A 24,198-nucleotide genomic window follows, 5' to 3' on the forward strand; every position below is an offset into this window, starting at 1 on the left:
TTGGGTTTATAGTCGGGCAAAAATAGAAAAAATCACATTCCTTCCTATCGTCCTTGGGATGGTCGGTAATCGTACCAAGTTCCACCGCTAGAATCCTCTCTAGCACCGGTCACGCTGGCTAGACAATTATTTTCCTCACACATTTTCAAAACTCCCAAAAATCCAAAAATGAGAGCTTCTTTAAACTCAATCAATTCTCGTTTAGGTATGACAATTTCTGTTTGGCTGTGCAGCTCTTTTTTGAGATCTCGGATAAAGGTTTGGTGATAGGCCCCACCTCCTGTGATGAGTACCTTGGAATCAACCGAGGACTGCGAAGTGCGAATGATTTTGGCGATTTGAAAAGCAAAGTGAGCACTCAATGTGGCCAGAAGGTTTTTTGTCGGGATTTTGCTTCGCTCCAAAATAGGTAAGAAATCAGCTTGAAGATCTTCTCGGCCTAAAGATTTTGCGCCAGATTTTTGATAATAAGGGAGTGAATTGAGCTCATCCAATAGGCCTGGATTCACTTGTCCTTCCGCAGCCCATTTGCCATTATCATCGTATGCCGCTCCTAGCTTTTGCGCAAAATGATTGAATAAGCCATTGAATGGCGTGCAGTCGAAGGCTTTTCTTTCACCTTTCACCTCCATACTGATATTTGAGATTCCGCCCAGATTCAGGCAAAAATCATAGTCTGAAAACAGGAGACGATCTCCGATCGGGACCAGTGGTGCCCCTTGCCCTCCAAGAGAAATGTCTTTCATCCGAAAGTCATTCAAAACCGGTATTTCACTTTTTTGCGCAAGCCAGTACCCATTCCCAATTTGAAGGCTCAGGCCTTTTTCTGGCTGATGAAAAACGGTATGACCATGGGAGCAAACAGCCATTGGCTTCTCTGGGAGGTCTGCACAAAATTCCTTTACCGCCATTCCCATCCATTTTCCGAGTCTTACATCAAGTAGTTGAAGCTCGATGCTAGATAGTAAGTGAGCCTTCATTAGGTCCTTTTCAAGGTCTAGGGGAAACGTGATGGTTTGACATTTTAAGAGCTCAAAACTCCAAAAGCTGTCTCTGGTAAATGAACAATGAGCAATGTCTAAACCATCTCCGGAGGTACCGGACATCAAGCCAATGACGGAGAACTTTTCCATGGGAGGGGGTTAAAAGTTGTTAAGCTGACTCGGGATCAGGACTTAATTAAAGTTAAGCAAATCTATGGCTTTTTTTATTTCCTAATTTGCAAGCTGATACTACTGCTTATGCCCAATCTCTGTATCGATATCGGAAATTCACGGATCAAATCTGCTCTTTTTGAAGGGGAAGATTTGCTTGTGGAATCTACGTTCGGAAGCCTCGAAAACGCCATAGAATCGTGGATATTAATGGATTTTGATGCTTGTATCGTAAGTTCTGTCCGATATTCCAGAGAAGTACTCCATGTTCAATTGCCCTTTGAGCATCTATTTCTAGATCATCAAACGCCCACCCCGCTAAAAAATGAGTATCAGAGTCAGTCCACCTTAGGACTGGATCGATTAGCTGGGGCAGTTGGAGCCTGGTCTAGAGCTGGAGGAGGTTCTGTTTTAGCCATTGACTTGGGCACTTGCATCACCTTTGACTGGGTAGATGGCAATGCTACGTACCAAGGTGGTGCGATCAGTCCAGGCCTGAGACTGCGTGCAGAAAGCATGCATTCACTCACGGCAAATTTGCCCTTGGTGGCTCTGGACGCTCCCGTTACCTTTCGAGTGGGAAAGACCACCGTGGATTGTATGAAAACAGGAATTTGGCAGGGTATCGTCTATGAGGTTATGGGTCAAATTGATTCATATCGTCAAGAATTTCCAGAAATCAAGGCCTTTATCAGTGGAGGAGATTCACATTTCTTTGATTCATTGGCAAAAGACCACATATTTGTAGTCCCAAATTTGGTCCTCGTTGGATTGAATTGCATTCTAAACCACAATGTTGAGTAAAATCAGATTGACTTTCTTGGGTGTCCTAAGCGCCCTTTTCTTGTTTTCAGAGGTGCAGGCACAGTCCAGTGCTTCCACTTATAGTGCCTTAGGAATTGGTGAGTTTAATTACTCAGGATTAACACATAATCAAGCCATGGGTGGGCTAGGCATTAGCTTTGGAACTGCCTGGAATCCTAATGTGGTCAATCCTGCACTTTCCACTCGAAATACGGTATTTAACTTTCAGGCAGCGCTGAATTATAAGCGAATAAATGCTCAAACGAATGTCGAAACTTCCCAAGTAGATGGAGGAGGACTTTCGTATATCGCCATGTCCTTTCCATTCAAATCAGGAAAATTTGGTGGAGGAATGGGGCTAAACCAAATCACCAGTGTGAATTATAGATTGGTGGTTGGTAGTGATGTGAGCGGTGCTGCCAATGTGGATGCCAACAATTTCATCGAAGGAGATGGGGGAATCAGTGAAGCCTACTTAAACTTCGGCTATGTGCTGGCTAAAAATCTGAGTATTGGGGTGACTGGTTCGTACTTGTTTGGCTCTACGATTAGATCCAATCAGCTCACTTTGACCAATGACAATGACAACGTAGTGGGTAACCGAACTGAATATTATGAAAGATTAACAGTCAGTGATGTGGGCTTTAAAGCAGGGGCTCATTACTACTTTCCAATCAGTGCCACAGGCAATCTACACCTCGGAGCGATCTATCAATCACTAGGGGATGTAAGAGGTACGGCTTATGCAAAACTTGCAGCCTTTGGTCAAGCCTCTGATCCAGACTCCGACGGAGACCTTATCGCGAACAATGAACCGGGCTCAGTTTATATCCCAAATCGCCTTGGATTCGGCGTCAGTTACGAAAAATCAAATAAATACGTGATTGGATTTGAAGGCCAATATCAGGACTTCAACCAGTACCGATCCTTCCTTGGAGAAGAGACGCTTTTGAAGGAAGCAGTGAAGATTGGTTTGGGCATACAAATTACCCCAAATTATCTTGCCATTGACAATGCTTTGAAGCGAGCGACTTACCGATTCGGATTGGAATATCAGCAGACTCCTTACGCTTTAAACCAGACAAATGTCAATGATGTTGGCATCAACTTTGGAGCTTCTGTTCCAGTGAATCAGCTGTCCCTAGTGAACTTTGCTGTCAAGGTAGGAAGGAGAGGAACTTTGGACAATGGCTTGATCAGAGAAGACTATGTGAACTTCACTCTCGGGTTCAGTTTGAATGATAATAGCTGGTTTTATAAAAGACCATTTGAATAAATTCAAAAAAAAATCCGAAATTGAAGGCCCTTATTTGGAGGAGATAAAGAAATTAGAAGCTTAGAATATTAATCGCCGAATTAAATAATTACGAAAATGAAGATGAAATCATTACTACTCAGCGTAGCAGCATTTTGTGTCATTGGACTGGTCCAAGCGCAGGATGGATGGAATTGGCCCGCTGATCAAGCTGCAGAAGCGAAAGCGAGAGAGCTCAATGCGGCCTATACAGATTACATGAAGTCCGAGCAGTTTCCTCAGGCCACTGGCCCCTTGAACTGGTTGCTAGTAAACGTGCCTGAACTTAATGAATCGCTATACATCAATGGTGTGATGATCTACAAAGAAGTGGCAGATGCTGAAGCAGATGCTGCTAAGAAGCGAGTATATCAAGACTCCGTAATGGCGATCTACGAAAAAAGAGCAGAGTTGTATAACAACGAGCCAAACTGGATTGAGAATAAAGCTTACTACGGATACGACTTCTACAAAGGAAATAAGGAGAAGCTTGCCGAGGTGGTTGAAAACTTTGAGAAGGGAATTGAGATGAATGGTGAGCTTTCTATCCCATCTTTATATGCAGCATATTTCGATGCAGTATATAGACACAATGCGTATAACAAAGCCTACACGGATGATGAGGTTCTAGAAAAGTACAACCAAATCCAAGGATATTTGGACGCTGCAGAAGCTAAAGGAGTAGACGTAGCCGGCACTAGAGCTACTACGGAGCGAGTTTTGGTAGCAATGAAGTTGATTGATTGCGATTTCATTGAAAATAAAATGGGCCCAAAACTATTGGCAGACCCAACAAACGAAAAACTTGCTGATCAGATTTTCAAGTACTCTGTACAGTACAAATGCTTTTCTTCCGACGCATTCTTAACTGCCTTGGAGTTGATTGACTCAAAAAATCCAACCTTCGCAACTTCTCAAGTGAGAGCCATGAGATACTTGCAGACTCAAGATTATGACAAAGCTTTGCCAGTATTGGAAAAAGCTTTTGAGCTAGCTGAAAACGACACCCAAAAGGCAGAAGTTAAGCTTGAGCTAGCGAAGATCTATGCAGAGAAAGGGAATCGTTCTAATGCTAGAACTGCAGCAAGAGAAGCTGCTGACCTAGATGCTGAAAAGGCTAGCGATGCTTGGAAACTAATTGGAGATTTGTATATCGGTTCATTCAATATCTGTAAAGGTGGAGAAAGTCGTGCAAAAGATTACTCGGTATTTATCGCTGCATATAATGCTTACCAAAGAGCAGGTAACAACCAAGGGATGGCCAATGCACGTGCTAGATTCCCATCCAAGGAAGAACTCTTTACGGAAGGTCTTCAGGTAGGTGCTACTATCAATACTGGATGCTGGATCGGAGAGACAGTAACCTTGGCTACAAGAGATTAATTATCTAGCAATATCATAATGAGAGGCAGTTCTTACGAGCTGCCTCTTTTTTATTTCGCATGCTTTAATAGTTATCTTTGGGGTATGAAAGCTTACAGTTTTCTCTTTTATACACTACTTCTTCTGGCTTCTTGCAGGGAGGATGTCAATGTTTCTGCATTGGAAGTCTATGACGGTCCTATCAATTCAGCTACAGATATACACTTAGTGCAAAGCGATTCGGCCATCATTCGATCAGAAATTCGTGCCCCAAAGCAACTCGAATATGCAAATGGCAATCTGGAATTTCCAGAAGGGATAGACATTACTTTTTTTGAAAAGGACGGAACCATCGGTACGACCATGCGCGCAGATCGTGGATATTATCTTAAATCTGATAATATTTATAAAGGAGTGGGGGACGTCAAAGTGAATAATTTGCTCGAAGACCAAAAACTTCAGGCCGAAGAATTATTTTGGAATCCAACGGAAAAGCGAATTTATACAGAGACCTTTGTCACCGTGCAAGACGGGCAAACGCTCTTTAATGGAACTGGGATGGAATCTGACGAAACGTTTACCAATTATCAATTGAAAAATATTACCGACAGTCGTACGGTACTACCAGGAGAAGGCCAATGAAACTAGGAGACGCTTTATTATTATCCCTTTCTTTGGCCCTGATCATTATCGGTATTCATCTTTCGCTGACACAGGGAGTAGGGAGTTCGTATGCCATTTTTATGTTTGCGATTGCCTTGCTATTTTGGTTCCAATATCGCCGCATGAATCAAGCTGAGGCAAAAAAACAATCAGGTAAAAAACCGAATAAACGAAAACGCTAAATGGCTATCCCTTTTCTGATTTATGTAGTCATTACGCTGATGTTTTCGGCATTTTTCTCGGGAATGGAGATTGCATTTATCTCATCCAACAAACTCCAGATCGAACTTCAAAACAAACAAGGAAACTTGAATGGCCGGATTTTGAGTGGCTTTGTTCAGAGACCGGGTCAGTTTATCGGTACCACCCTCATGGGCAATACGATCTCACTGGTGCTGTACGGTATTTTTATGGCATATCTTCTGGAAGGTCCCATTGTAAACGTACTGCCAGAGGTACTAAACAACGAAGCCGTTGTATTGCTTTTGCAGACCTTGATTTCCACAATCATCGTATTGGTGACTGCTGAATTTTTACCAAAAAGTATCTTTCTGCTTAATCCGAATAGTCTGCTAAATGTCTTTGCTATTCCTTTCTTGATCATTTACCTTCTCATGTACCCTGTGGTATGGGCAGTAGTGGGTTTGTCGAGGTTTTTTATTACCAAAGTCCTCAATCTAGAGTATAATGAGGACAAGCCCGTTTTTACGGTCACCGATTTGAATAGCTTTATTCAGGATCACATGACCAAGAGCTCAGAAGATAATGACGTGGATATTGACACCAAGATTTTTGATAATGCGGTGGAGTTTAAGACTGTGCGACTGCGCGAGTGCATGGTGCCACGTACGGATCTGGTGGCCGTGGAGGTGGATGATACGATTGAGGACCTTAAAGCTGTGTTTGCGGAAAGTGGTCATTCTAAAATCATCGTCTATCGAGAGACTATTGACGAAGTAATTGGCTATTGTCATCAGTTGGAGCTATTTAAGAAGCCCAAAAGCATCGAAGATATTCTCACCCCGATTATCATCGCTCCTGAGTCTGCTTTGGCCAATGAGCTGCTGATTCAATTTATCCAAGAGCGAAAAAGTTTGGCCTTGGTAGTCGATGAATTTGGTGGCACAAGTGGCATCGTTTCTATGGAAGATATCATCGAAGAAATTTTTGGCGAGATCGAGGATGAGTACGATAATGATGATTTGATCGAGCAAAAGGTCAGCGACCAGGAATATTTATTGAGTGCAAGACATGAGATTGACTACCTGAATGATAAGTATGGATGGAATTTGCCTATTGGTGATTTCGAAACATTGTCTGGCTTAATCCTATCATTGACGGAGAATCTTCCGAAAAAGGGGGAATCGGTTACCATTGGCCCCTATACTTTTACAGTAGCCTCAAAGCAGGATCATCGAATTGATTCGGTAAAGATGAAAATTAATTCATCTGGCGTCTTTTAGTTAAGGCTTTGATTCATAATATATTTTGAAATTCGTTAGTAATGCAGTTATTTTGCGACTCCTAAAAAAGCGTAGTAACAAGAATGGCGTTAATTAAACAAATTAGACAGAGAACAGGTCTCGCAATCGGTGTTATTGCCGGCGGGTTGATTTTATTCCTTTTGGGTGGCGATCTTTTAAGCCCAAACTCCACATTGCTCAATTCCAGCCAGAATATAGTTGGTGAAATTGCAGGGGAGGAAATCACCTATGAAGAATACATACAGCAGGTTGAAGAATTTAGATTAAGCTTCCAGCAGCGATCAGGAAGAGCACCTTCAGAAGTGGAGATGTTTTCTGTACGTGAGCAAGCTTGGCAAGCCATGATCGTGGAGCGAGTGTTCAGAGAAGAATACGAGAAGCTCGGTTTGGAGATTTCAGATGCCGAACTAGTGGATATGGTTCAGGGTAAGAATATCGTTGCCGAATTACGTCAGCAATTGGTAAACCCACAGACTGGAGAGTTTGACAAATCTCAGTTGATCTCTTTTCTACAATCTCTTGAGACTGCAGATCCTGCACAGCAGGCCTTTTGGGCGCAGCAGGAGCAGCTTTTCGCAGACTCCAGACTTCGTATCAAATATGATAATCTTCTTGCTACCTCTGAATATGCCACTAGTGCAGAAGCCGAGGCAGCGTATAAGGCTGACAATAGTGTAGCGGATGTGACTCACCTTTATGTGCCATTTTATGCAGTAGCAGATTCGGCTATTAAAATCACGGATAGCGAACTGAAATCCTACTTAGACAAAAATCAGAGTAAGTTTCAGACTGGTAATACTGCAAACATGGAGTATGTCAGCTTCAGCATCCTTCCAAGCGGTCGTGATTCTGCAGAGTTGATCTCTACCATCAGCGAATTGACTGAGGAGCTTAGAGCATCAGATAATGATTCTGTTTTTGTGACTCAAAATTCAGAAAATCAATTCCCATTTTTCACTTATAGAGCGGGTGATGCCTTGCCTGTAGGTTTGACTGGGAATGTAGATGAAATCGTTGCAGGTGAGACTTATGGTCCATTTGTAACGCAAAATTCATCTTATGTATCGTACAAGGTAACGGAGCAATTCGATGGAACCCCTCGAATGAGAGCTTCACATATCCTTTTCAGTACTGAAAACATGTCTGATTTGGCCAAAGAAGACGTTCGCACTCAAGCCCAGTCTGTTTTGGAAGATATCCAAGCAAATGGTGGATTTGAGTTAGCCGCCCGCCAGTATGGTCAGGACGCGTCAGCACAGCAAGGTGGAGACCTTGGATGGTTTGCTAAAGATGAGTTCGTAGAGGAATTTGCTAATGCTACCTATGCGGTAAGACAGACTGGTTTGATCAATCGACTAGTGGAGACAGAATATGGCTATCACATCATTAATGTAACAGAGCTTCCCAAAACGCAATACACCAAATTGGCAGTTTTGGAACTTGAGCTAGTAGCTAGCGACGAGACTCGAAATGAGGCCTTCAGAAATGCGGATTCATTCGCTGCTGAAAGTGGCAACAGAAATCAGTTTACTGAAAATGCTCAAGAAAGCGGATATAGAATTATTCAGGCGAATAATGTAGATGCGCAAGGCAGAAACCTAAATAATATTCAGAGTGCTCGTGAAGTAATTCGTTGGGCTTTTTCTGAGGCTTCTGTAGATGAGGTGTCTCCAGTTTTTGAATTGGATAATTTATACCTTGTGGCGTCTTTGGTGAGCAAGAAAGAAGAAGGCGATGCAAAGCTTGAGGATGTAAGAGATCAAGTGACCCTTCAGTTGAGAAACGAAAAGAAGGCAGCCTACATTCAGGAGCAGCTAAAGACAAAGACAACACTTGAGGAAATGCAAGCACTTTTCCCAGATGCTGCATCCATCAATAGCACTCCAGATTTGAAGTTGAGTTCTTCTGTGATTCCAGGGATTGGTTTTGCACCAGCGGCTATTGGTGCTGTATTTGGCTTGAAAAATGCCGGAGACATGACCAAGCCTATCCATGAAGATGTGGGTGTGATCGTGGCGAAATTGAATTCGCTGACTCCAGCAGGTGAGATCGGAGATTATTCCGGTTTCCAAGGTCAATTGACCCAGAGTGCTTCGCAGCGAACCACTTACCAAGTGATGATGTCACTTCAGGATATGGCAGATGTGAAAGACTACAGATACAAGTTCTTCTAAAAGGACTTACAGATTTTGAACCCATGTCTCACAGCATGGGTTCTTTTTTTACAAGCCAAAATTGAGTATCAATGAAAGAGAAGTTTGATAAAGTAAATTTCAGGGAAAAGCTTTTAGCGAGCGGAGAATTCCCTATGCTTTATATGTTTAAATTTATAGTGCCTAAGGGCAAAAAAGACGAGGTATCTGATGTTTTTCCTAAAAATAAGGTGGAGCTGAAGGAAAGCTCCGGAGGAAAGTACATCAGTGCCACCATCAGAATCATGGCAGAGTCTCCGGACCAAATCATCAACTATTACGAGGAGGCGGCCAAAATTGAAGGTGTAATTTCACTTTAACCCAAAAAATCATGTGGAAAGAGGAAAATGATAAGTTAAAAAGAACATTCAAGTTTCAGGATTTCACAGAGGCTTTTGCCTTTATGACCCGTGTGGCATTTTTGGCAGAAGCACACGCTCACCATCCGAATTGGAGCAATGTGTATAATACCGTAGAGATCGAACTCACCACGCATGACGCTGGGAATGTGGTTACAGAAAAAGACAGAAAACTCGCAGCAGCGATAGATGCAATTCTTTGATGACTGAGGCCTTACCACATCTTACACTAGTCCCCACACCAATCGGTAACTTGAAGGATATCACCCTTCGAGCGATTGAAGTACTGCAAGCCGTAGATGTGATTTTGGCAGAAGATACCCGCACCACTGGAAAGCTTTTGAAGCATTTAGAGATCAAAAATTCACTTCAAAGCTACCATATGCATAATGAGCATCGAGCAGTGGAAAAGCTTCTCGATCGAATGAAAGAAGGGGTGAAATTTGCCCTGGTCAGTGATGCTGGCACACCTGCTATTTCAGACCCTGGATTTTTGCTTGTTCGTGAAGTGATCGAGGCGGGTTATGACGTGCAGAGTCTTCCGGGGCCAACCGCGTTTGTTCCAGCTTTGGTAAATAGTGGCTTACCTGTGGATCGTTTCGTTTTTGAGGGCTTTTTGCCACACAAAAAAGGCAGAAAAACCCGTATCGATCTTCTGGCAGAAGAAACCCGAACCATGGTCTTCTACGAATCCATGCACCGTCTGATTAAAACACTGGGTCAGCTAGCAGAAGTATTTGGTCCTGACCGGAAAGCTTCTGTCTCAAGAGAAATTACAAAACTGCACGAAGAAACCGTGCGGGGGACGCTACAGGAGATTGCAGAATATTATGAAACCAACCCCCTCAAAGGTGAACTGGTCTTGGTAGTGGCCGGCAAGCAAACCAAATAAATCATGAGTATCTTTTCAGACGATCGACTCGATCAAATCCTCGCCGAAGTGCAAAGTATTGCCAAAGAGGCGGGAGCATTCATTCGTCAGGAGCGATTGAATTTTAAGCAGTCCAAGGTCGAACATAAGGGATTTAATGATCTCGTGTCCTACGTGGATAAGGAGGCTGAGAAATTGATCGTGCAGCGGCTTGAGAAGCTTTTGCCCGAGGCGGGCTTTATTACTGAGGAAGGCACAAACACCACACAATCCGACTCTTTGAATTGGATCATTGATCCTTTGGATGGCACCACCAACTTCATCCATGCGCTTCCTGTTTTTTCGGTGAGTATTGGCTTGGAGCAAAAGGGAAAAGTGATCCTTGGAGTGGTTTACGAAGTGAACCGATCAGAATGTTTTTCAGCCAGAAAAGCTGGTGGCGCGTTTTGTAATGACGAGCGAATTGAAGTGTCTCCGGCACCCGATTTGTCAGCTTCACTGCTCGCCACAGGATTTCCCTATTATGATTTTGAACAGATCGACAAATACCTCTTTGCCCTGAAAGGGCTGATGCAAAAAACGCATGGCCTACGCCGTATGGGTAGTGCTGCAGTGGATTTGGCCTATGTAGCCTGTGGGAGGTTCGAAGGTTATTTTGAATACAATCTCAATTCCTACGATGTAGCTGCTGGAATTATTCTTGTGCAAGAAGCAGGTGGAAAGGTTACTGATTTTTCAGGAGGAGAAAATTATCTTTTTGGACGAGAAGTGGTGGCCTCGAATGGGCAAATCCATTCTGAGTTTCTTTCAGAGGTAGAATCCATCTGGACTTAAGCGCCAAGGAAGAAATACCACAAGGCTAAACTTAAGACGGCAATTGGCATACCCAAGCCGGCAAGCTGCGAGGCAAGTTTTGGATTCAAATCGTATTGGATCGCTACGATTGATCCTGTAATCATTGGAGCCATGCCGCTTTCCAGGACCATCACCTTGAATTCAAGACCAGTTCGGTCCAGCCAGAATCCATAAATCATCCAAACCAAAAGTGGGGCAAGAATCAATCGATAACTCATTGCCTGCCAAAAAAATCGGGAACGTAATGTGCTGAGATCCAATGACAGCCTTAACCCTATGGCCAAAAGTGCCATAGGAGCCATAGTCATTCCAATCCATTCAAGCGGCGGGATCAATACTTCAGGGAGTTTAATAAGAAGGAGGCTGAGTATGACACTGAGTACGAGAAAAAGAAATGGCGGGAAGCTGATGATTTTTAAAGGGATCCGTCTGAGATCGCCTTCTTTTTCACTGTAAATGGATCCCACCACAATGGAAAGAGACGACACGAGTAAAAAGGAACCTCCTTGGTCCATCAAAAATGCAGTAGGCAAACCTTCCTTACCGTAAACAAATTCGATCACAGGAAAGCCCATGAAAGAGGTGTTGGCTAAACCCGCCACGATGATCAAGCACCCTGTCATATTTCTTCCCCAATTGAGGTACTTGCCCAGCAAGCCGAAGATCAGCCAAGAAAGAAGAAAAGTAAACCAAGCTGCGGAAATGGGAATGAGCAATCCTGAGTGCATTTCCATACTTGGAATGTAGAGCAGGGCTAAGGCGGGTAAGACTAGGTAAAAAAGGTAGTTATTCACCCACTTGGAAGCGGTACCGATAGGAAAGCTTTTTTGGCTTCGGAGGAAAAGCCCAAGGAAAAGAAAAAATACCGCGATTAGAGCTGAAAGCATTGAAGTAAGGTATAAAAGTTACCTTTTATTAACATAATGATAATTGAGTATTTGCTATATCTAGCTGAAAATGAGGCTAGTTTTGAGGTATAAATTTATGACATGACCAAACTTGTACCCATTATTATAGGAGGAAACCGCTGGATTCAGATCAGCCAGCTGAGTGCGGCTCAAGCACGAAGTTTGAAAAGTTGGCTTCCTAGTCACCGTCTTAAAAATTTGAATTTTAATGGTATACTTTTGAAAGATTGCGTGGATTTTTCGTCCTATGAATATTGGTTCAAAACTCATGCTTTGACCTCAAATACTCCTTTGTTTCACGATTTTTAAGGCAGGTCGAAATTTGCCCTTTTTTCATTAAAATAGGCTTGAAGCTCTGGATAAAAATCACTTTCTGCTTCAGGTATTCCATTAAGCACTAGGTCTGCATTGCCTTCCACCGAATCTGAATTGATCTGCATTCCTTCGATCAAATAAATGATATCTTCGAGACTCAAAGGCTCTTCTGCTTTGCTGGGATAAAGCATGTAGTCATTCCCATAAAAATCTACTGCCTCAAACTCAATCGCTCGATCTAAAAGGTGAGCATAAATACTAATCTGCTCCCCCCATTGACTTTCTGGAAAATGTAATTTTACCAAAAGCACGGAATTGGTGCCTTCTTTAAAGTAAGTTTCCGGAGCGAATTTGAAGTTGTACATCCCGTAAAATTAGCAATTCATTTTTTGAGGAGGTTAAACTTTTGTCAATGCCCTGTGAAGATTGGATTATCGGGAGTTTCGGACTATTTTTGGCCGTGCAAGTACCACCTCAGTATTTGCCTATCCAACCTAATCACGCCAAATTCGAGCAAGTATGAAAAGAGACTCAGTAATTTTTGATTTAATCAATCAGGAAGAAAACCGTCAGAGAGTAGGAATTGAATTAATCGCCTCCGAAAATTTTGCGAGTAAGCAAGTAATGGAAGCGGCAGGCAGTGTATTGACAAACAAATATGCGGAGGGCCTTCCAGGCAAACGCTATTATGGTGGTTGTGAGGTGGTGGATCAAATCGAGCAGCTTGCCATCGATCGCGCTAAGGAACTCTTTGGGGCCACTTGGGCCAATGTGCAGCCTCACTCTGGCGCACAGGCTAATGCAGCTGTTTTTTTAGCCTGCTTGCAAGCTGGAGATCCGATTCTTGGATTTGATCTTTCTCATGGAGGACATTTGACTCATGGTTCGCCAGTGAACTTCTCGGGCAAACTTTATGATCCGCATTTTTACGGAGTAGAAGAGGAGACCGGCGTGATTGATTATGATAAGGTAGAAGCCAAAGCCCTTGAAGTGAAGCCAAAGCTATTGATTTGCGGAGCCTCAGCTTATAGCCGTGACTGGGACTACGAACGATTAAGAGATATTGCAGATCAGGTGGGAGCAATCCTACTTGCGGATGTTTCGCACCCATCTGGATTGATCGCTCGTGGCTTGTTAAACGATCCTTTGGAGTATTGTCATATCGTGACGACTACGACCCATAAAACACTTCGCGGACCTCGTGGGGGATTGATTTTGATGCGGGAGGATTTTGATAATCCTTTTGGAATCAAAACCATGAAAGGCGAAATCCGAAAAATGAGCTCCCTATTGGATGGAGGAGTTTTTCCAGGAACTCAGGGTGGACCTTTGGAGCATATCATCGCAGCTAAGGCAGTCGCTTTTCAGGAGTGTCTTTCTGATGAATACATGGATTATATTCTTCAGGTAAAAAAGAATGCATCCATTATGGCTGATGAATTCGTAAGTCTAGGGTATAAGCTTATATCAGGAGGAACTGATAATCACCTTATGCTGATTGATTTGAGAAATAAAGATATCACCGGAAAACTAGCAGAGGAGACTCTAGGCAAGGTGGACATCACCATCAACAAAAACATGGTACCTTTCGATACGAGATCACCTTTCGTGACTTCTGGAATGCGAGTGGGTACTGCAGCGATTACCACCCGCGGCCTCAAAGAAGATCACATGAAAAGAATCGTGGGACTAATTGATGCGGCGCTTCGAAATCACGACAATGAAGCTAAGCTTGCCAAGATTAAAGCTGAGGTGAATGAGTGGATGGTAGGTTTTCCTTTATACTAAGACTTGAATAAAAAGTGGCATTAGATCAATACGTGGAAGAGGAAGAAGAAGGGATGTCCTTCTTAGATCATTTGGAGGCATTACGTTGGCATTTGCTGAGGTCGGTGGCTGCCATTTTGATTTTTACCGTGATTGCTTTCCTTTCCAAAAGCATTGTCTTCGGACAGGTGATTTTGGGGCCTTCTAAGATTGATTTTTTCACCTATCGTTGGCTTTGTGATATAGGGAATTACCTAGGGATTACAGCCCTTTGCATTGAAGAGCTGCCTTTTACCATTCAGAGTAGACAGATGACTGGTCAGTTTTCGATGCACATGACCTCTAGTTTTGTGGTCGGATTTATTGTCTCCTTTCCGTATGTCTTCTGGGAAGTGTGGCGCTTTATTAGCCCTGGGCTTTATGATCAGGAGAAGAATGCAGCTCGAGGCGCTGTGTTTTTTGTGAGCTTACTATTTTTCTTGGGAGCAGGCTTTGGGTATTATATTTTATCCCCTTTGTCTATCAATTTCCTCTCAAATTATCAGCTGGATCCTTCTATTCTCAATGAGTTTGACATTACTTCCTACGTCACCACCTTGACGATGCTGGTATTGGCTTCGGCAATTATGTTTCAGCTTCCGGTAGTGGTTTATTTCCTTGCCATGTCTGGACTGGTGACCTCGGGAATGCTGAGATCGTACCGTAGACATGCCATCGTGGTAATCTTGGTGCTGGCGGCGGTGATTACGCCGCCTGATGTAATTAGCCAGATTTTGATCGCTATGCCGATTTTGGTTCTTTACGAAGCAGGAATTCAGATTGCAAAAAGATTGGAGAAAAAGCGTGAAATCAAGCGAGCTAAGGAAGAAGCAGAAGATGCCTTAAATCCATAAATTCAAAAGATATGAAAGTAGCCATAGGAGGAGATCACGCAGGGTTTGAATACAAAACTAAGCTTATCGATAAGCTCACCTCTTTGGGGCATGAGGTGAAGGATTTTGGTCCTTTTTCGGACGCGTCCGTGGACTATCCTGACTATGTCCATCCATTAAGTGATGCTATCGAAGCTGGGGCCTATGAGCTAGGTCTTGTAATCTGTGGGAGTGGTAATGGAGTGGCCATTACTGCCAACAAGCACCAAGGAATCAGAGCCGCGCTCTGCTGGAATGAGGATTTGGCTGCTCTTGCTCGACAACATAACAATGCCAACGTATTGGCTCTTCCCGCTCGCTTTATCAGTTATGAGTTGGCAGAGAAATTGGTTGAGATTTTTCTTAACACGGATTTTGAAGGGGGTAGACATCTGAACAGGGTAAACAAAATAGCTTGTACCTAATAGCTTAAAATACTTAGGGTTTAAGTCTTTCTTTTTTTCTGAAGACTTGTCGTAAGGCGTTGATAGAGAGGAATAAAAGTGATATCTTAGGAAGAATCATTTTTATTCCTCTTTAATTTTTAATTCCATGGACACGCACGAACTCACGGTATTTATTCAAACTTGGCTCAAAAAAAAGGGCTGGTACACAGGGAAAATTGATGGTGACTTTGGCCCAAAAACCAGAAAGGCGATCGCCCACATTACCGCTATCCCAGAAGATTGGTCTGATCGTAGAAAACTTGTTGGGACGGTGCAATATATCTGCCTTGAGGAAGGGGAGCTTCCTGGAAAGCTAGACGGATACTATGGGCCAAGTACTGATAATGCCTACAAAAGAACCGTTTTCAAACTGGAGAATAATGAGCCAGCACCTCTTTGGAGGCCTGAAGAAATTGTACAAGTTAAGAAATGGCCTAAGGCATATACCCCAGAGTTTGATGCTTTTTACGGACCAAAGGCCACAAATCTAGTGAGAATGGAGGTACCCTATCCTCTCAGGATCGCGTGGAATCCCAATCAGCTTATTCAAAGTTTCAGTATTCATGCTAAGGTCAAAGACAGTGCAGAGCGAGTTTTTGCCGAGGTGTTGAGGCATTATGGTATTGATCAAATTAGAGCGCTGAGATTGGACTATTTTGGAGGTTGTTTCAACGATAGACCGATCCGAGGTGGATCCAAGCCAAGCATGCATAGCTGGGCAGTGGCTATAGATTTTGACCCCATTAATAACCAACTCCGATGGGGCCGTGATCGAGCGACTTTTGCGAAGCAAGAATATGAAGCGTGGTGGAAAATCTGGGAAGCCGAGGGTTGGACTAGCTTAGGCCGTCAGCGGAATTTTGACTGGATGCATGTGCAGGCAGCTGATATTTAAAATATCTTATCGCAATTCAAAAACCCCATTTCCAGCTTTTCTATACTCCTTGGCTAGGACAGGAAATTGTTGAAGTAGTTTTTCAAACTCTCCATCAGGGTCTAGGACACGTCTTGACTTTTGCGTTTCCAGAAGGACGAAGAGTCTTGCCTTTTGTCCATAATCTTTGTCCTTGGCGAGGAAGATTTTTGTCATCTCATAGTTCAAAAATGGTCCGTCAAGAGTGTTTCCACGGAGTGGACTCAAATCATTTTGCAAAACCATCATGCTTTCTGTCTGACCATTTTGATTCTCCTTAACCAAATAGGAGGGGTTTTGCTCAAGATACCCTTGCCAGTATAAAATACTCGCACCAGGAAATCCCAAGATCAGAATAAGAAAAAGGGTATTGGCAATAAATTGTTTCTTTGCAAAGTGAAAGAACTGTGTGATCAGATAACTCAGAGTCGGGATCAGCACAGCAAGTTGAAAGGCGGCTTGGTCCTTAATTAGAAAGAGTTGAAAAGCAGAAAGAAAAAGCCAAAGGATAAGTAATTGCCGCTGTTTTTGCTGATTAATAGTGGATCCGCGAAGCACCGCGCAAAACACATAACCCAAGCTAGCTAGTAAGATGGGAAGGCTGCCCAGAATACCCCATGAGAGCAAGCTTTGATAGGCGACGCGTGGAGTCATAAAACTGATGGGCCAAACCTCGATCAATCCCCAAACCCCATCATTCCAGAAATAATAGGTTCCGATCAATAAAAGTGGGAGAAGGAAGCCCACTAAAGAAAGTAACAGTTCTCGAAAAGAGAATCCGCTGATCACAATCCCCGTGAAGATCAAATAGGGTAAAAATATGATGAAGACAGAATGAAAACCTACGGCAAGACCTGCATAAAGCCCGATTAATAAGGTGGATTCGCTCGTTTCTTTCTGCAAGACAGTCAAAGAAATCAGTTGTCCCAATGCCAAGAGTAAAAATGAGCTTCCCAATAATGCCGGGGATAAGCTGAGCATGTCAAAAGAAAAATGAAAAAGTACCACCAAGATAATGGCTGGGAGATAGGAGGTTTCATCAAAGACTCTATAGCGGATCAAGGTGAGATTCCAGTAAATTGCCTGAGCCAAAATCAGTATCCTGCCCAGAATTTCATAGACTAAAATATCTCTTCCAAAAATTGAATTGAGGATGGCAAAAACCGCAACGGATAAGGGGGCGGTGTCGTCTATGATTTCATAAAATGGTAAATAGCCTTGTGAAGCTCGTTCTCCAACTACGAGCCAGGAAAGCTGAGATTGAGTCAGGGAAAAAGGATTTAAAAGGAAATAGACTGCACTAAGACCCAATAGAAAAATAACTACTGCGATGAGTCTGAATGGGTCATTGACTTTGAAGAAGTTTAACAAAATACAGGGTCTTGAGTAATGTGGCGTAGCGAAATTAAGCCATGCCCAACTATTTCGCTAAATTTGTATCAAATACTTCACATGGAAAGCAAAAGACAACAAAAATACGCAAAGTTGATTCAGAAAGAGCTTGGAGAGATCTTTCAAAAGGAATCAAGATTACTTGTAGGTCGAGGTATGATCACCGTCACTCGTGTAATGGTGAGCCCGGACTTGGGTTTTGCGAAGGCCTATTTGAGTATTTTGATTACGGATCCGGAGCAGACCTTTGATAAAATCGATGGAGCAAAGAAGCAAATCCGTCATCAGTTGGCTAAGCGCATTGGAAAATCCGTCCGGATTATCCCTGAGCTAGCATTTTTTCCTGATGATTCGGCCGCTTATGCCCAGCATATGGATAAGGTCATCAACAAGCTGAATATCCCCAAAGCATCTGAGGAAGACGGGGAAGAGGACGAATCTTAATTTCGGGTGAATTGGACTTTAGCTTCTTTATAGCGGCCAGATATTTCAGGAGTAAGAAAAAAAGGAATTTCATTACCATTCTTTCAAGCATCTCCATGATTGGTGTAGCTGTGGGCACCATGGCTCTGGTGATCGTCATGTCGGTATTCAATGGCTTGGAGGACCTGATTCGTGGTTTGTTTGCGAGCTTTGATGCCGAGTTGAAGATCGAAGTCGCTGAGGGAAAAAGCTTCGAAGTGACCGAGGAATGGCTCGAAGAAATCCGAAATCGACCAGGTGTGGCAGTCCTCACAGAAGTCATCGAGGATAATGCATTATTTGAATACAATGGCAATCAACTCGTTGCTCGAATCAAAGGGGTCTCAGACAATTTCTTAGATCAAGAGAGGTTTTCAAAAGGGTATTTCTGGGGTGATACCACCTTGGGAACAGAGCTTAATCCAGGTGCCATCTTAGGTCGAGGGGTGGGGTTTTTTCTTTCTGTAAATCTTGATAATGTAAATGTTCCGCTCAAAGTTTTTTATCCCAAGGCTCCTAGAAGTGCAGCAACCCTAGATCCAAATCAATTGTATACTTCTGGGTTTCTAGAACCAGTAGCCTATTTCAGCATTGAGCGACAGTTTGATGACGAGTATGTGATTGCCCCGCTTGCCTTTACTCGAGATCTTTTAAATTATGGATCGAAAAGAACCGCACTAGAGGTTAAAGTGGCTAAAGATTATACCATCGATGAGGTGCAAAGTGAACTCCAAGATTTTCTTGGGGCCGAGTTTTTGGTGAAAAATGCCGATGAGCAGCATGCGGGACTTCTGCGCACCGTCCGACTTGAGAAGCTTTTTGTCTTTCTAACCTTGACTTTTATTCTTGGGATCGCATCTTTCAACATCTTTTTCTCTCTCAGTATGTTGGCGATCGAAAAGAAAAAAGACATCGCGATTTTGAAAGCCATGGGAGCCCCTGAAAAGATGGTTCGCAGAATATTCCTAAAGCAAGGTGCATTGATTGCACTCAGCGGAGCAGTGATAGGCCTTGTCCTAGGATATTTGGTCTGTTGGTTACAGGCGACTTTTGGTCTAGTGTCTTTGGGGATTCCCTCGGCAGTAGTGGATTCCTATCCAGTAAAGATGATCTGGACTGATTTTTTCTGGATTTCTATCGCAGTTTTGACCATTACTATTTTGGCGTCTTATCGTCCTGCTTGGATTGCTTCCCAAGTAGAGACTACCAAAGAGCTTTAGTCTCACTTACAGATTTTCTCTAGGACCTCCACTGCCTGGATCATGCCTAATTCATCAGCTTTGATTAGTTCTTTGCAGGCCTGATCAATATTCCCCAAGCGATGATAAGTAATGCCTTTGTGGAAATAACCTGTAGCGCTATCTGGATCTAAGCTGACCACAATAGTAAAATCGGCCAAAGCCTCTTTCAGCTTTTTTGAGCGGTAACGTGCTTGCCCACGAGATAGAAAGTAGTCAAGATTTTGAGGGTCTATGCTGATAGATTTGGTAAAATCTCGCTCAGCATCCTCAAAGTTCTCAAGTATGGAATGTGCCCGGCCTCGATAATAATAAGTTTCTGGGTCTGAATCATCCAGATCTAAGGCTGAATTGAAATCGGTCAGTGCACCTTCTGGGTCTTCATGATTGAGTTTGTAAAACCCTCGTTGTTTGAAGGTTTGAGAGTTTGCATAATTTTCCTCTATGGTTCGATTCAGATCCTCAAGAAGTTCTTCCGAACCCCCGTTTTTCACTTGATTCAGACCTTGTTTAGCCGAAAGATTATTTTCATCCAAAGCAAGCGCCTGATCAAAAGCGAGGATAGCGAGATCATTTTCTCCGATTCTTCCAAGTGCTCTTCCTTTTTCTGAAAAGTAGTTGGGATCGCTGGGTTGGCTTTCGATAGCCATATCAAAATAAAGGACCGCACTTTCAAATTCTTCTAGACCCATACTGCAAAGACCGAGATGATAATACGCTTGTGCCGGATTTTCAGTCTGAGCTGTGAAAATCTCCGAATAGCCAGAATTCCCTGGGGATTTTCGGAAAATGATTTGATTGGTTTCTCCTTTAGGAAGTTCTAAATAGCTGAGAAAATCTTGCATCGCATTTTCATACTGTTCTAGAAGATATCTCGACCTGCCTCGAGCAAAGTAGGCCTCGGCATAAGCAGGCTCCAAATTGATAGCGATGGAAAAGTCCGTGTTGGCTTTCAAGTCATCGCCTAATTGTTCCTGTGTCTGTCCCCGAAGGACATAGGCTTTGGCGTCCCCAGTATGATCTGCGATCCAAAGGTTGAAATATTCGAGGGCATCTTCCCATTTTTCCTGATTAAAAGCACTCATTCCTTTTTCCAGATCGTTCATTCTGGATTCTTGGGCTTGGGTAATTGTACTACTTAAGACAAGAGTAATTAGAAGGAGTGAGATTTGGCGCATTAAATCAGGATTCGCTTTTGCCAAATTTAATACCAGAAAGTCCACGATTCAAAAGTGCATAAAGACTTCCTAGTAATCCAAGGCTTCCGGTGAGGTAGGCATAGGCCTCGTTAAAGAAATTTCGATCAAAAATACCTATCAGTGCAAAGCAAATCAGCACAAAGCTTACGATTGAAATCTGAATTAGGCTCGAGTTACCAAATCGTTTTTCAAACTTCTTAAATTCTTCAGCTTCTTTTTCTGTGATATGAGAAAGGATGAATTTTCGAAACATGGGACTAAATAATTGCCATTCAGTCCAAGTATCCTTGGCCGTATTTTCTTGAGAGCTATCAGCCTTTGGTATTACCACCCCCTTTTGATTTAATGAGGAAAGTGTGTCGGATTGTGCTGGATTGAAGAAACCCTCCATGGCAAAAGAATAGCAAGCCAGGCGCTCGTCAAAGTTTAATTCTGACCAAATATTCGCGTAAAAAGACTTTCGTTTCCGGAGTTTTTGAAGAAGATCTTCATTGCTCAAAGATTCATTTGAGGGAGTATTCTCTGGCTTAAGCGGGATGAAATCAAAATAGAAATCAGCAAAAACTTCAGAAAAGGCAACCTTAGTGCGATTGTCAGGAATCAGGCTAAATAACTCCTTCCAGCTCAAACCAGAGCTAATAACCAGCCGACTGTTTTTTGAAATAAACTCTTGGCGCATCTCCTGAATTAAAGGAAGGCTGGCTCCATAATCCTTTTGAGTATGGAAGTTTTTGATGTGATACGTACTGTTCCACCGGATATTTTTCAGCTGACTAAGTTCTGGATCGAAAAGCATGTCTATCTCAACGGCATCTATGATTTTGCTTTCAATCAAACTGGAATCTAAGCAGGATACAAAGGAAAGGGACTTTTTAAGAAATTGATTTTGGTTTTTGAATCGCGGGCCAAATCGATAAAAAATACTGTTTTGGATGGTGGTGATAAAGTAACTAAAGGCAATTCCCGCACCGAAAATCCCTAGTAATACCCAGAGGGTGTTTCCGGTCAAATTTGGTTTGATGCCCGCCGAAAGGGTCCGGTAGAAATTCATTGTATTGGGTGCTACGAAGGCTTGAATTTTCCCGTCAAAAAGATCAGTCAATTGGTTCATGGATTGGCGGCGGCCTTTTTCAAAGGAAACAAAAGTTGGATTGAGCTTTACGGAATCTGGCGAACCTGAATTTTCCGAAACTTTGGTCTGATTCCAAATGGCGGACTCGAAGAGTTGAGTCTTGGATTGGATCATGTAGCCCGGGAAAAACCCGATAACGATAAACCAGATACATAAAAATGCTGGGAGGATTTCTGTTCCCTTCACCTTATAGCCTTGAAATTTTTTATTGCTCATGCCCCAGACAAAAGCAAGGAGAAATGAAAGCAAGAAAACTAGGGCAAAAGGGATAAAACTTGCTTCAAACATGAAGATGGCGATCGCCCCCAAAATGCATAATATAACACCCATCAAAAGGACTGGTAAATATTCATGGATCAGGCCTTTTAAAAAATTACCTAAGGTGGTGTCGTCATTGATTACATTCACGAGATAGTTGAGGAGTGAAACACATACCGCCATAAAGCAGCAGAAAATCAAAAAGCCTAAGTGATTCATGTCGAATCCATAAAAGATCCCCACAAAAACACCACCCAATATCAACATAGAGCCAAATAAAAAAATCAGTTTAGGCCCATTTTGGTCTGTAGGCTTTAGCCAATTGTAAAGAAAGACCTTGAACCCTTTTTCAGAAAGTGTCTGGCTGCTGAGCCTTTGGACTACCATCAGTAGAATAAGAAAAAGGAAATAAATCACCATCAGACTTATAGATTCCAAACTGGTGAGTGAAGACAATACGTGTGTCAGGTTTTCATTTACCAAAAAGAGCATCCATATTTTTTGATCAAACCCCTCTCGCTCGATCTGACGCAATACCCCTGAGTACTGGTAGCCATTAAGGTAAAGACTAGTCTCGAGTGATTGGCTATCATTTAAGTCAGGGTTACTTTTGATCAAGGAGGAAATTTTGGTCCACATGTCTCCGCTGAGACCTTCGTCAAGGTAGCTAATGGGTATATCGATTTTGTCGCTTTTGTAAAGGATTTTTCCATCCTCCTTAAAAAGTAAAAAACGATAATCGTCACTGATGTAATCTTCGCCAGATTGAGGATTGAGAGCCGGGTCTATATTCTGCAGACCAAAGGTGATGGCATTGAGGTATCCAACTTGCCCTTTTTTGGACATGACCGCTTCTAAATTTCCAGTTCCCCTACTATAATGTGCGCCGAAATAATACTCATCTCCATGATTTGTAGAGGAAAAGTAATTAGCATAAGCACGATCTGAAATATCTATAAATGACTTGGTGCCGTCAGTATCACTGAAATCTACCGGCTCGATAGAAGTTCCAGCAAATACCAGTTTTTCAATTAGATGTACCGGGTTGTCGTTTTGACAACTTGTCACTAAAAGGAATTCATTGATGTTTTCGCCAGGAGGGATCTTGTTGGTGTTTTTGGTCTTAGTGGCCAAGAGATTCTTTTGATTAGAAATTCCTTTTCTAAACAGCGACGCCATCTCATTGATGGTTGGGGTGACAGTTTCCGTAGCATTTGGGAGGTTTCTGAAAAATGAGGAAGCAAAACCCAAAAGCAAAGCCAGACCCAATAGTGAAATACCCACATTGATGACCTTCAATTGACTTAATGAATCCCCTTTGCTGAGATTAAGAATGCTGAGGATGGGAATGATAGCTACCAAAATGATCAAAAAGAAGATTAAGGTGGCAAGCATTAGGAAATTGATTCTTAACCCTACCTTTTGAAAGATATTTTCTTCAAACATCCCCACAGCATAGAGTTCTAATCCTTCAAGATTTAGAGGAGCCACATAGCTTCTATACCGTTGATTGGAAAAATCAATTTGCTCTACATAAACTCCACTTCGGGTACCGGTAGTGTCAGAGATTATAGGTTTGGGCTGGAGAACTTTCACCCCCTTCCATTCCTCAGGATATACTGCGTTTCCCGAAGAGTCAACGAGTAGCAGGGAGCTAAACTGTCTATTGCTTTGCTGCTTTCGAAGAAGTATCTCAAAGGGAATCTCTAGATCCACATAGGGCTGATCATTTGCGGCTGAAGAAAAGGATTTATTGATCTTCAGGCCACTTTGGACAGAATCATTTTGAAAGTCCGATCGTTGGCTTTCCGTTAGCTGAAGGGCATAGCCTTGTTTTCTTAATCCGGTTTTGGTCAAAGTCAGATTACTCTCCTCTCCCTGTCTCGAAAGAGTCAAATTGGAAAAGCTAGGATCACTTCTTTTGAAAACACTAACAATCTTTTTAGCCTCTCTTCGCATCACTTTATCCTCATGATAGTAGGAGTAGCCCAGTCGTAAAAAGTAACTGTCCACTTGAGCATAGTAATCATCCAAAGCCCGAATGGCATCGTTTCTAGTGGCAGTGATGCTTCGGATTAATTGGCCTTCAAGTTCCTTTTGATTATTGGTTGATTGCAGAAAAAGAATCACACCAATCACAGCGATAAGCGGAAGCAGAAATAGCCAGATCTTAAAGGTTTTCAGTTTCATAATAAAAAAATCAGATTAGAATCTAGTTT

23 protein-coding genes are annotated in these 24,198 nt (G+C 42.6%); 17 read left to right on the forward strand and 6 right to left on the reverse strand.

What is annotated here, in order from left to right; all coding sequences use genetic code 11:
* Positions 1-44: 44 nt before the first annotated feature.
* On the reverse strand, positions 45-1,133 hold the full coding sequence (locus ACFOSV_RS07920) for an anhydro-N-acetylmuramic acid kinase (protein ID WP_377905149.1): 1,089 nt from the start codon (positions 1,131-1,133) through the stop codon (positions 45-47).
* Positions 1,134-1,241: 108 nt separating this feature from the next.
* On the opposite strand from ACFOSV_RS07920, the gene ACFOSV_RS07925 reads away from it, so the two are divergent.
* The 11 genes from ACFOSV_RS07925 (at position 1,242) to ACFOSV_RS07975 (ending at position 11,017) form a co-directional block, all read left to right on the forward strand.
* The gene (locus tag ACFOSV_RS07925) at positions 1,242-1,958 is read left to right on the forward strand and encodes a type III pantothenate kinase (protein WP_377905151.1); all 717 of its coding nucleotides are present in this window, start codon (positions 1,242-1,244) and stop codon (positions 1,956-1,958) included.
* Positions 1,948-3,234, forward strand: coding sequence for a hypothetical protein (locus ACFOSV_RS07930; RefSeq protein ID WP_377905153.1), 1,287 nt, complete (start codon positions 1,948-1,950; stop codon positions 3,232-3,234). Before ACFOSV_RS07925 ends, ACFOSV_RS07930 begins: the two co-directional genes overlap by 11 nt.
* A 102-nt stretch (positions 3,235-3,336) precedes the next feature.
* Positions 3,337-4,635, forward strand: a complete 1,299-nt coding sequence (locus tag ACFOSV_RS07935; protein ID WP_377905154.1) for a tetratricopeptide repeat protein — start codon at positions 3,337-3,339, stop codon at positions 4,633-4,635.
* Positions 4,636-4,719: 84 nt separating this feature from the next.
* Positions 4,720-5,256, forward strand: coding sequence for an LPS export ABC transporter periplasmic protein LptC (lptC, locus tag ACFOSV_RS07940; protein ID WP_377905155.1), 537 nt, complete (start codon positions 4,720-4,722; stop codon positions 5,254-5,256).
* Positions 5,253-5,459, forward strand: a complete 207-nt coding sequence (locus tag ACFOSV_RS07945; protein WP_377905157.1) for a hypothetical protein — start codon at positions 5,253-5,255, stop codon at positions 5,457-5,459. Before lptC ends, ACFOSV_RS07945 begins: the two co-directional genes overlap by 4 nt.
* Positions 5,460-6,740, forward strand: a complete 1,281-nt coding sequence (locus tag ACFOSV_RS07950; protein ID WP_377905159.1) for a hemolysin family protein — start codon at positions 5,460-5,462, stop codon at positions 6,738-6,740.
* 83 nt (positions 6,741-6,823) lie between these two features.
* Positions 6,824-8,935 (forward strand): SurA N-terminal domain-containing protein, encoded by a 2,112-nt coding sequence (locus tag ACFOSV_RS07955; protein ID WP_377905161.1) that lies wholly within the window; start codon positions 6,824-6,826, stop codon positions 8,933-8,935.
* A 71-nt stretch (positions 8,936-9,006) separates the two neighbouring features.
* Positions 9,007-9,273, forward strand: coding sequence for a DUF493 family protein (locus tag ACFOSV_RS07960; protein WP_377905163.1), 267 nt, complete (start codon positions 9,007-9,009; stop codon positions 9,271-9,273).
* Positions 9,274-9,284: 11 nt separating this feature from the next.
* Positions 9,285-9,515 carry a 4a-hydroxytetrahydrobiopterin dehydratase gene (locus ACFOSV_RS07965; protein ID WP_377905165.1) on the forward strand — a complete coding sequence of 77 codons (231 nt, stop codon included), beginning with the start codon at positions 9,285-9,287 and terminating at the stop codon, positions 9,513-9,515.
* The gene (gene rsmI, locus ACFOSV_RS07970; protein WP_377905167.1) at positions 9,515-10,204 is read left to right on the forward strand and encodes a 16S rRNA (cytidine(1402)-2'-O)-methyltransferase; all 690 of its coding nucleotides are present in this window, start codon (positions 9,515-9,517) and stop codon (positions 10,202-10,204) included. Before ACFOSV_RS07965 ends, rsmI begins: the two co-directional genes overlap by 1 nt.
* A gap of 3 nt (positions 10,205-10,207) precedes the next feature.
* Positions 10,208-11,017, forward strand: coding sequence for an inositol monophosphatase family protein (locus ACFOSV_RS07975; RefSeq protein WP_377905169.1), 810 nt, complete (start codon positions 10,208-10,210; stop codon positions 11,015-11,017).
* Here the strand turns inward: ACFOSV_RS07975 and ACFOSV_RS07980 are convergent.
* Complete coding sequence (locus tag ACFOSV_RS07980) at positions 11,014-11,925, reverse strand: AEC family transporter (RefSeq protein ID WP_377905171.1); 912 nt, start codon at positions 11,923-11,925, stop codon at positions 11,014-11,016. The genes ACFOSV_RS07975 and ACFOSV_RS07980 overlap by 4 nt on opposite strands.
* Positions 11,926-12,251: 326 nt before the next feature.
* Complete coding sequence (locus tag ACFOSV_RS07985; protein ID WP_377905173.1) at positions 12,252-12,626, reverse strand: UDP-glucuronosyltransferase; 375 nt, start codon at positions 12,624-12,626, stop codon at positions 12,252-12,254.
* Between the two features lie 154 nt (positions 12,627-12,780).
* Between ACFOSV_RS07985 and ACFOSV_RS07990 the strand changes: the two genes are divergently transcribed.
* The 4 genes from ACFOSV_RS07990 to ACFOSV_RS08005 all read left to right on the forward strand — a co-directional run bounded on the left by ACFOSV_RS07990 (position 12,781) and on the right by ACFOSV_RS08005 (position 16,280).
* Entirely contained in the window at positions 12,781-14,049 is a 1,269-nt protein-coding gene (locus ACFOSV_RS07990; RefSeq protein ID WP_377905175.1) for a serine hydroxymethyltransferase, read from the forward strand.
* Between the two features lie 14 nt (positions 14,050-14,063).
* Complete coding sequence (tatC, locus tag ACFOSV_RS07995; RefSeq protein ID WP_377905177.1) at positions 14,064-14,921, forward strand: twin-arginine translocase subunit TatC; 858 nt, start codon at positions 14,064-14,066, stop codon at positions 14,919-14,921.
* 11 nt (positions 14,922-14,932) lie between these two features.
* Positions 14,933-15,364 carry a ribose 5-phosphate isomerase B gene (gene rpiB / locus ACFOSV_RS08000; RefSeq protein ID WP_377905179.1) on the forward strand — a complete coding sequence of 144 codons (432 nt, stop codon included), beginning with the start codon at positions 14,933-14,935 and terminating at the stop codon, positions 15,362-15,364.
* Positions 15,365-15,491: 127 nt separating this feature from the next.
* The gene (locus tag ACFOSV_RS08005; protein WP_377905181.1) at positions 15,492-16,280 is read left to right on the forward strand and encodes a peptidoglycan-binding protein; all 789 of its coding nucleotides are present in this window, start codon (positions 15,492-15,494) and stop codon (positions 16,278-16,280) included.
* A gap of 6 nt (positions 16,281-16,286) precedes the next feature.
* Here the strand turns inward: ACFOSV_RS08005 and ACFOSV_RS08010 are convergent, their stop codons facing one another.
* Positions 16,287-17,669 carry a hypothetical protein gene (locus ACFOSV_RS08010; protein WP_377905183.1) on the reverse strand — a complete coding sequence of 461 codons (1,383 nt, stop codon included), beginning with the start codon at positions 17,667-17,669 and terminating at the stop codon, positions 16,287-16,289.
* Positions 17,670-17,750: 81 nt separating this feature from the next.
* Between ACFOSV_RS08010 and rbfA the strand changes: the two genes are divergently transcribed.
* A complete protein-coding gene (gene rbfA, locus ACFOSV_RS08015; protein WP_377905185.1) occupies positions 17,751-18,134 on the forward strand; it encodes a 30S ribosome-binding factor RbfA in 384 nt (127 codons plus the stop codon).
* Between the two features lie 11 nt (positions 18,135-18,145).
* Positions 18,146-19,372, forward strand: coding sequence for an FtsX-like permease family protein (locus ACFOSV_RS08020; RefSeq protein WP_377905187.1), 1,227 nt, complete (start codon positions 18,146-18,148; stop codon positions 19,370-19,372).
* A gap of 2 nt (positions 19,373-19,374) precedes the next feature.
* Here the strand turns inward: ACFOSV_RS08020 and ACFOSV_RS08025 are convergent, their stop codons facing one another.
* Both ACFOSV_RS08025 and ACFOSV_RS08030 read right to left on the reverse strand, forming a co-directional pair.
* Positions 19,375-20,568, reverse strand: a complete 1,194-nt coding sequence (locus ACFOSV_RS08025; protein WP_377905189.1) for a tetratricopeptide repeat protein — start codon at positions 20,566-20,568, stop codon at positions 19,375-19,377.
* A gap of 4 nt (positions 20,569-20,572) precedes the next feature.
* The gene (locus tag ACFOSV_RS08030) at positions 20,573-24,169 is read right to left on the reverse strand and encodes a hypothetical protein (RefSeq protein WP_377905191.1); all 3,597 of its coding nucleotides are present in this window, start codon (positions 24,167-24,169) and stop codon (positions 20,573-20,575) included.
* Between the last annotated feature and the right edge of the window lie 29 nt (positions 24,170-24,198).

Source organism: Algoriphagus namhaensis (assembly GCF_042649705.1).
In the GTDB taxonomy this organism is placed as follows: domain Bacteria; phylum Bacteroidota; class Bacteroidia; order Cytophagales; family Cyclobacteriaceae; genus Algoriphagus; species Algoriphagus namhaensis.

Bases quoted from the DNA above. Each gene is read 5' to 3' on its own strand.
- ACFOSV_RS07920 (WP_377905149.1), bottom strand. From the start codon at position 1,133: ATGGAAAAGTTCTCCGTCATTGGCTTGATGTCCGGTACCTCCGGAGAT.
- ACFOSV_RS07925 (WP_377905151.1), top strand. From the start codon at position 1,242: ATGCCCAATCTCTGTATCGATATCGGAAATTCACGGATCAAATCTGCT.
- ACFOSV_RS07930 (WP_377905153.1), top strand. From the start codon at position 1,948: ATGTTGAGTAAAATCAGATTGACTTTCTTGGGTGTCCTAAGCGCCCTT.
- ACFOSV_RS07935 (WP_377905154.1), top strand. From the start codon at position 3,337: ATGAAATCATTACTACTCAGCGTAGCAGCATTTTGTGTCATTGGACTG.
- lptC (WP_377905155.1), top strand. From the start codon at position 4,720: ATGAAAGCTTACAGTTTTCTCTTTTATACACTACTTCTTCTGGCTTCT.
- ACFOSV_RS07945 (WP_377905157.1), top strand. From the start codon at position 5,253: ATGAAACTAGGAGACGCTTTATTATTATCCCTTTCTTTGGCCCTGATC.
- ACFOSV_RS07950 (WP_377905159.1), top strand. From the start codon at position 5,460: ATGGCTATCCCTTTTCTGATTTATGTAGTCATTACGCTGATGTTTTCG.
- ACFOSV_RS07955 (WP_377905161.1), top strand. From the start codon at position 6,824: ATGGCGTTAATTAAACAAATTAGACAGAGAACAGGTCTCGCAATCGGT.
- ACFOSV_RS07960 (WP_377905163.1), top strand. From the start codon at position 9,007: ATGAAAGAGAAGTTTGATAAAGTAAATTTCAGGGAAAAGCTTTTAGCG.
- ACFOSV_RS07965 (WP_377905165.1), top strand. From the start codon at position 9,285: ATGTGGAAAGAGGAAAATGATAAGTTAAAAAGAACATTCAAGTTTCAG.
- rsmI (WP_377905167.1), top strand. From the start codon at position 9,515: ATGACTGAGGCCTTACCACATCTTACACTAGTCCCCACACCAATCGGT.
- ACFOSV_RS07975 (WP_377905169.1), top strand. From the start codon at position 10,208: ATGAGTATCTTTTCAGACGATCGACTCGATCAAATCCTCGCCGAAGTG.
- ACFOSV_RS07980 (WP_377905171.1), bottom strand. From the start codon at position 11,925: ATGCTTTCAGCTCTAATCGCGGTATTTTTTCTTTTCCTTGGGCTTTTC.
- ACFOSV_RS07985 (WP_377905173.1), bottom strand. From the start codon at position 12,626: ATGTACAACTTCAAATTCGCTCCGGAAACTTACTTTAAAGAAGGCACC.
- ACFOSV_RS07990 (WP_377905175.1), top strand. From the start codon at position 12,781: ATGAAAAGAGACTCAGTAATTTTTGATTTAATCAATCAGGAAGAAAAC.
- rpiB (WP_377905179.1), top strand. From the start codon at position 14,933: ATGAAAGTAGCCATAGGAGGAGATCACGCAGGGTTTGAATACAAAACT.
- ACFOSV_RS08005 (WP_377905181.1), top strand. From the start codon at position 15,492: ATGGACACGCACGAACTCACGGTATTTATTCAAACTTGGCTCAAAAAA.
- rbfA (WP_377905185.1), top strand. From the start codon at position 17,751: ATGGAAAGCAAAAGACAACAAAAATACGCAAAGTTGATTCAGAAAGAG.
- ACFOSV_RS08025 (WP_377905189.1), bottom strand. From the start codon at position 20,568: ATGCGCCAAATCTCACTCCTTCTAATTACTCTTGTCTTAAGTAGTACA.
- ACFOSV_RS08030 (WP_377905191.1), bottom strand. From the start codon at position 24,169: ATGAAACTGAAAACCTTTAAGATCTGGCTATTTCTGCTTCCGCTTATC.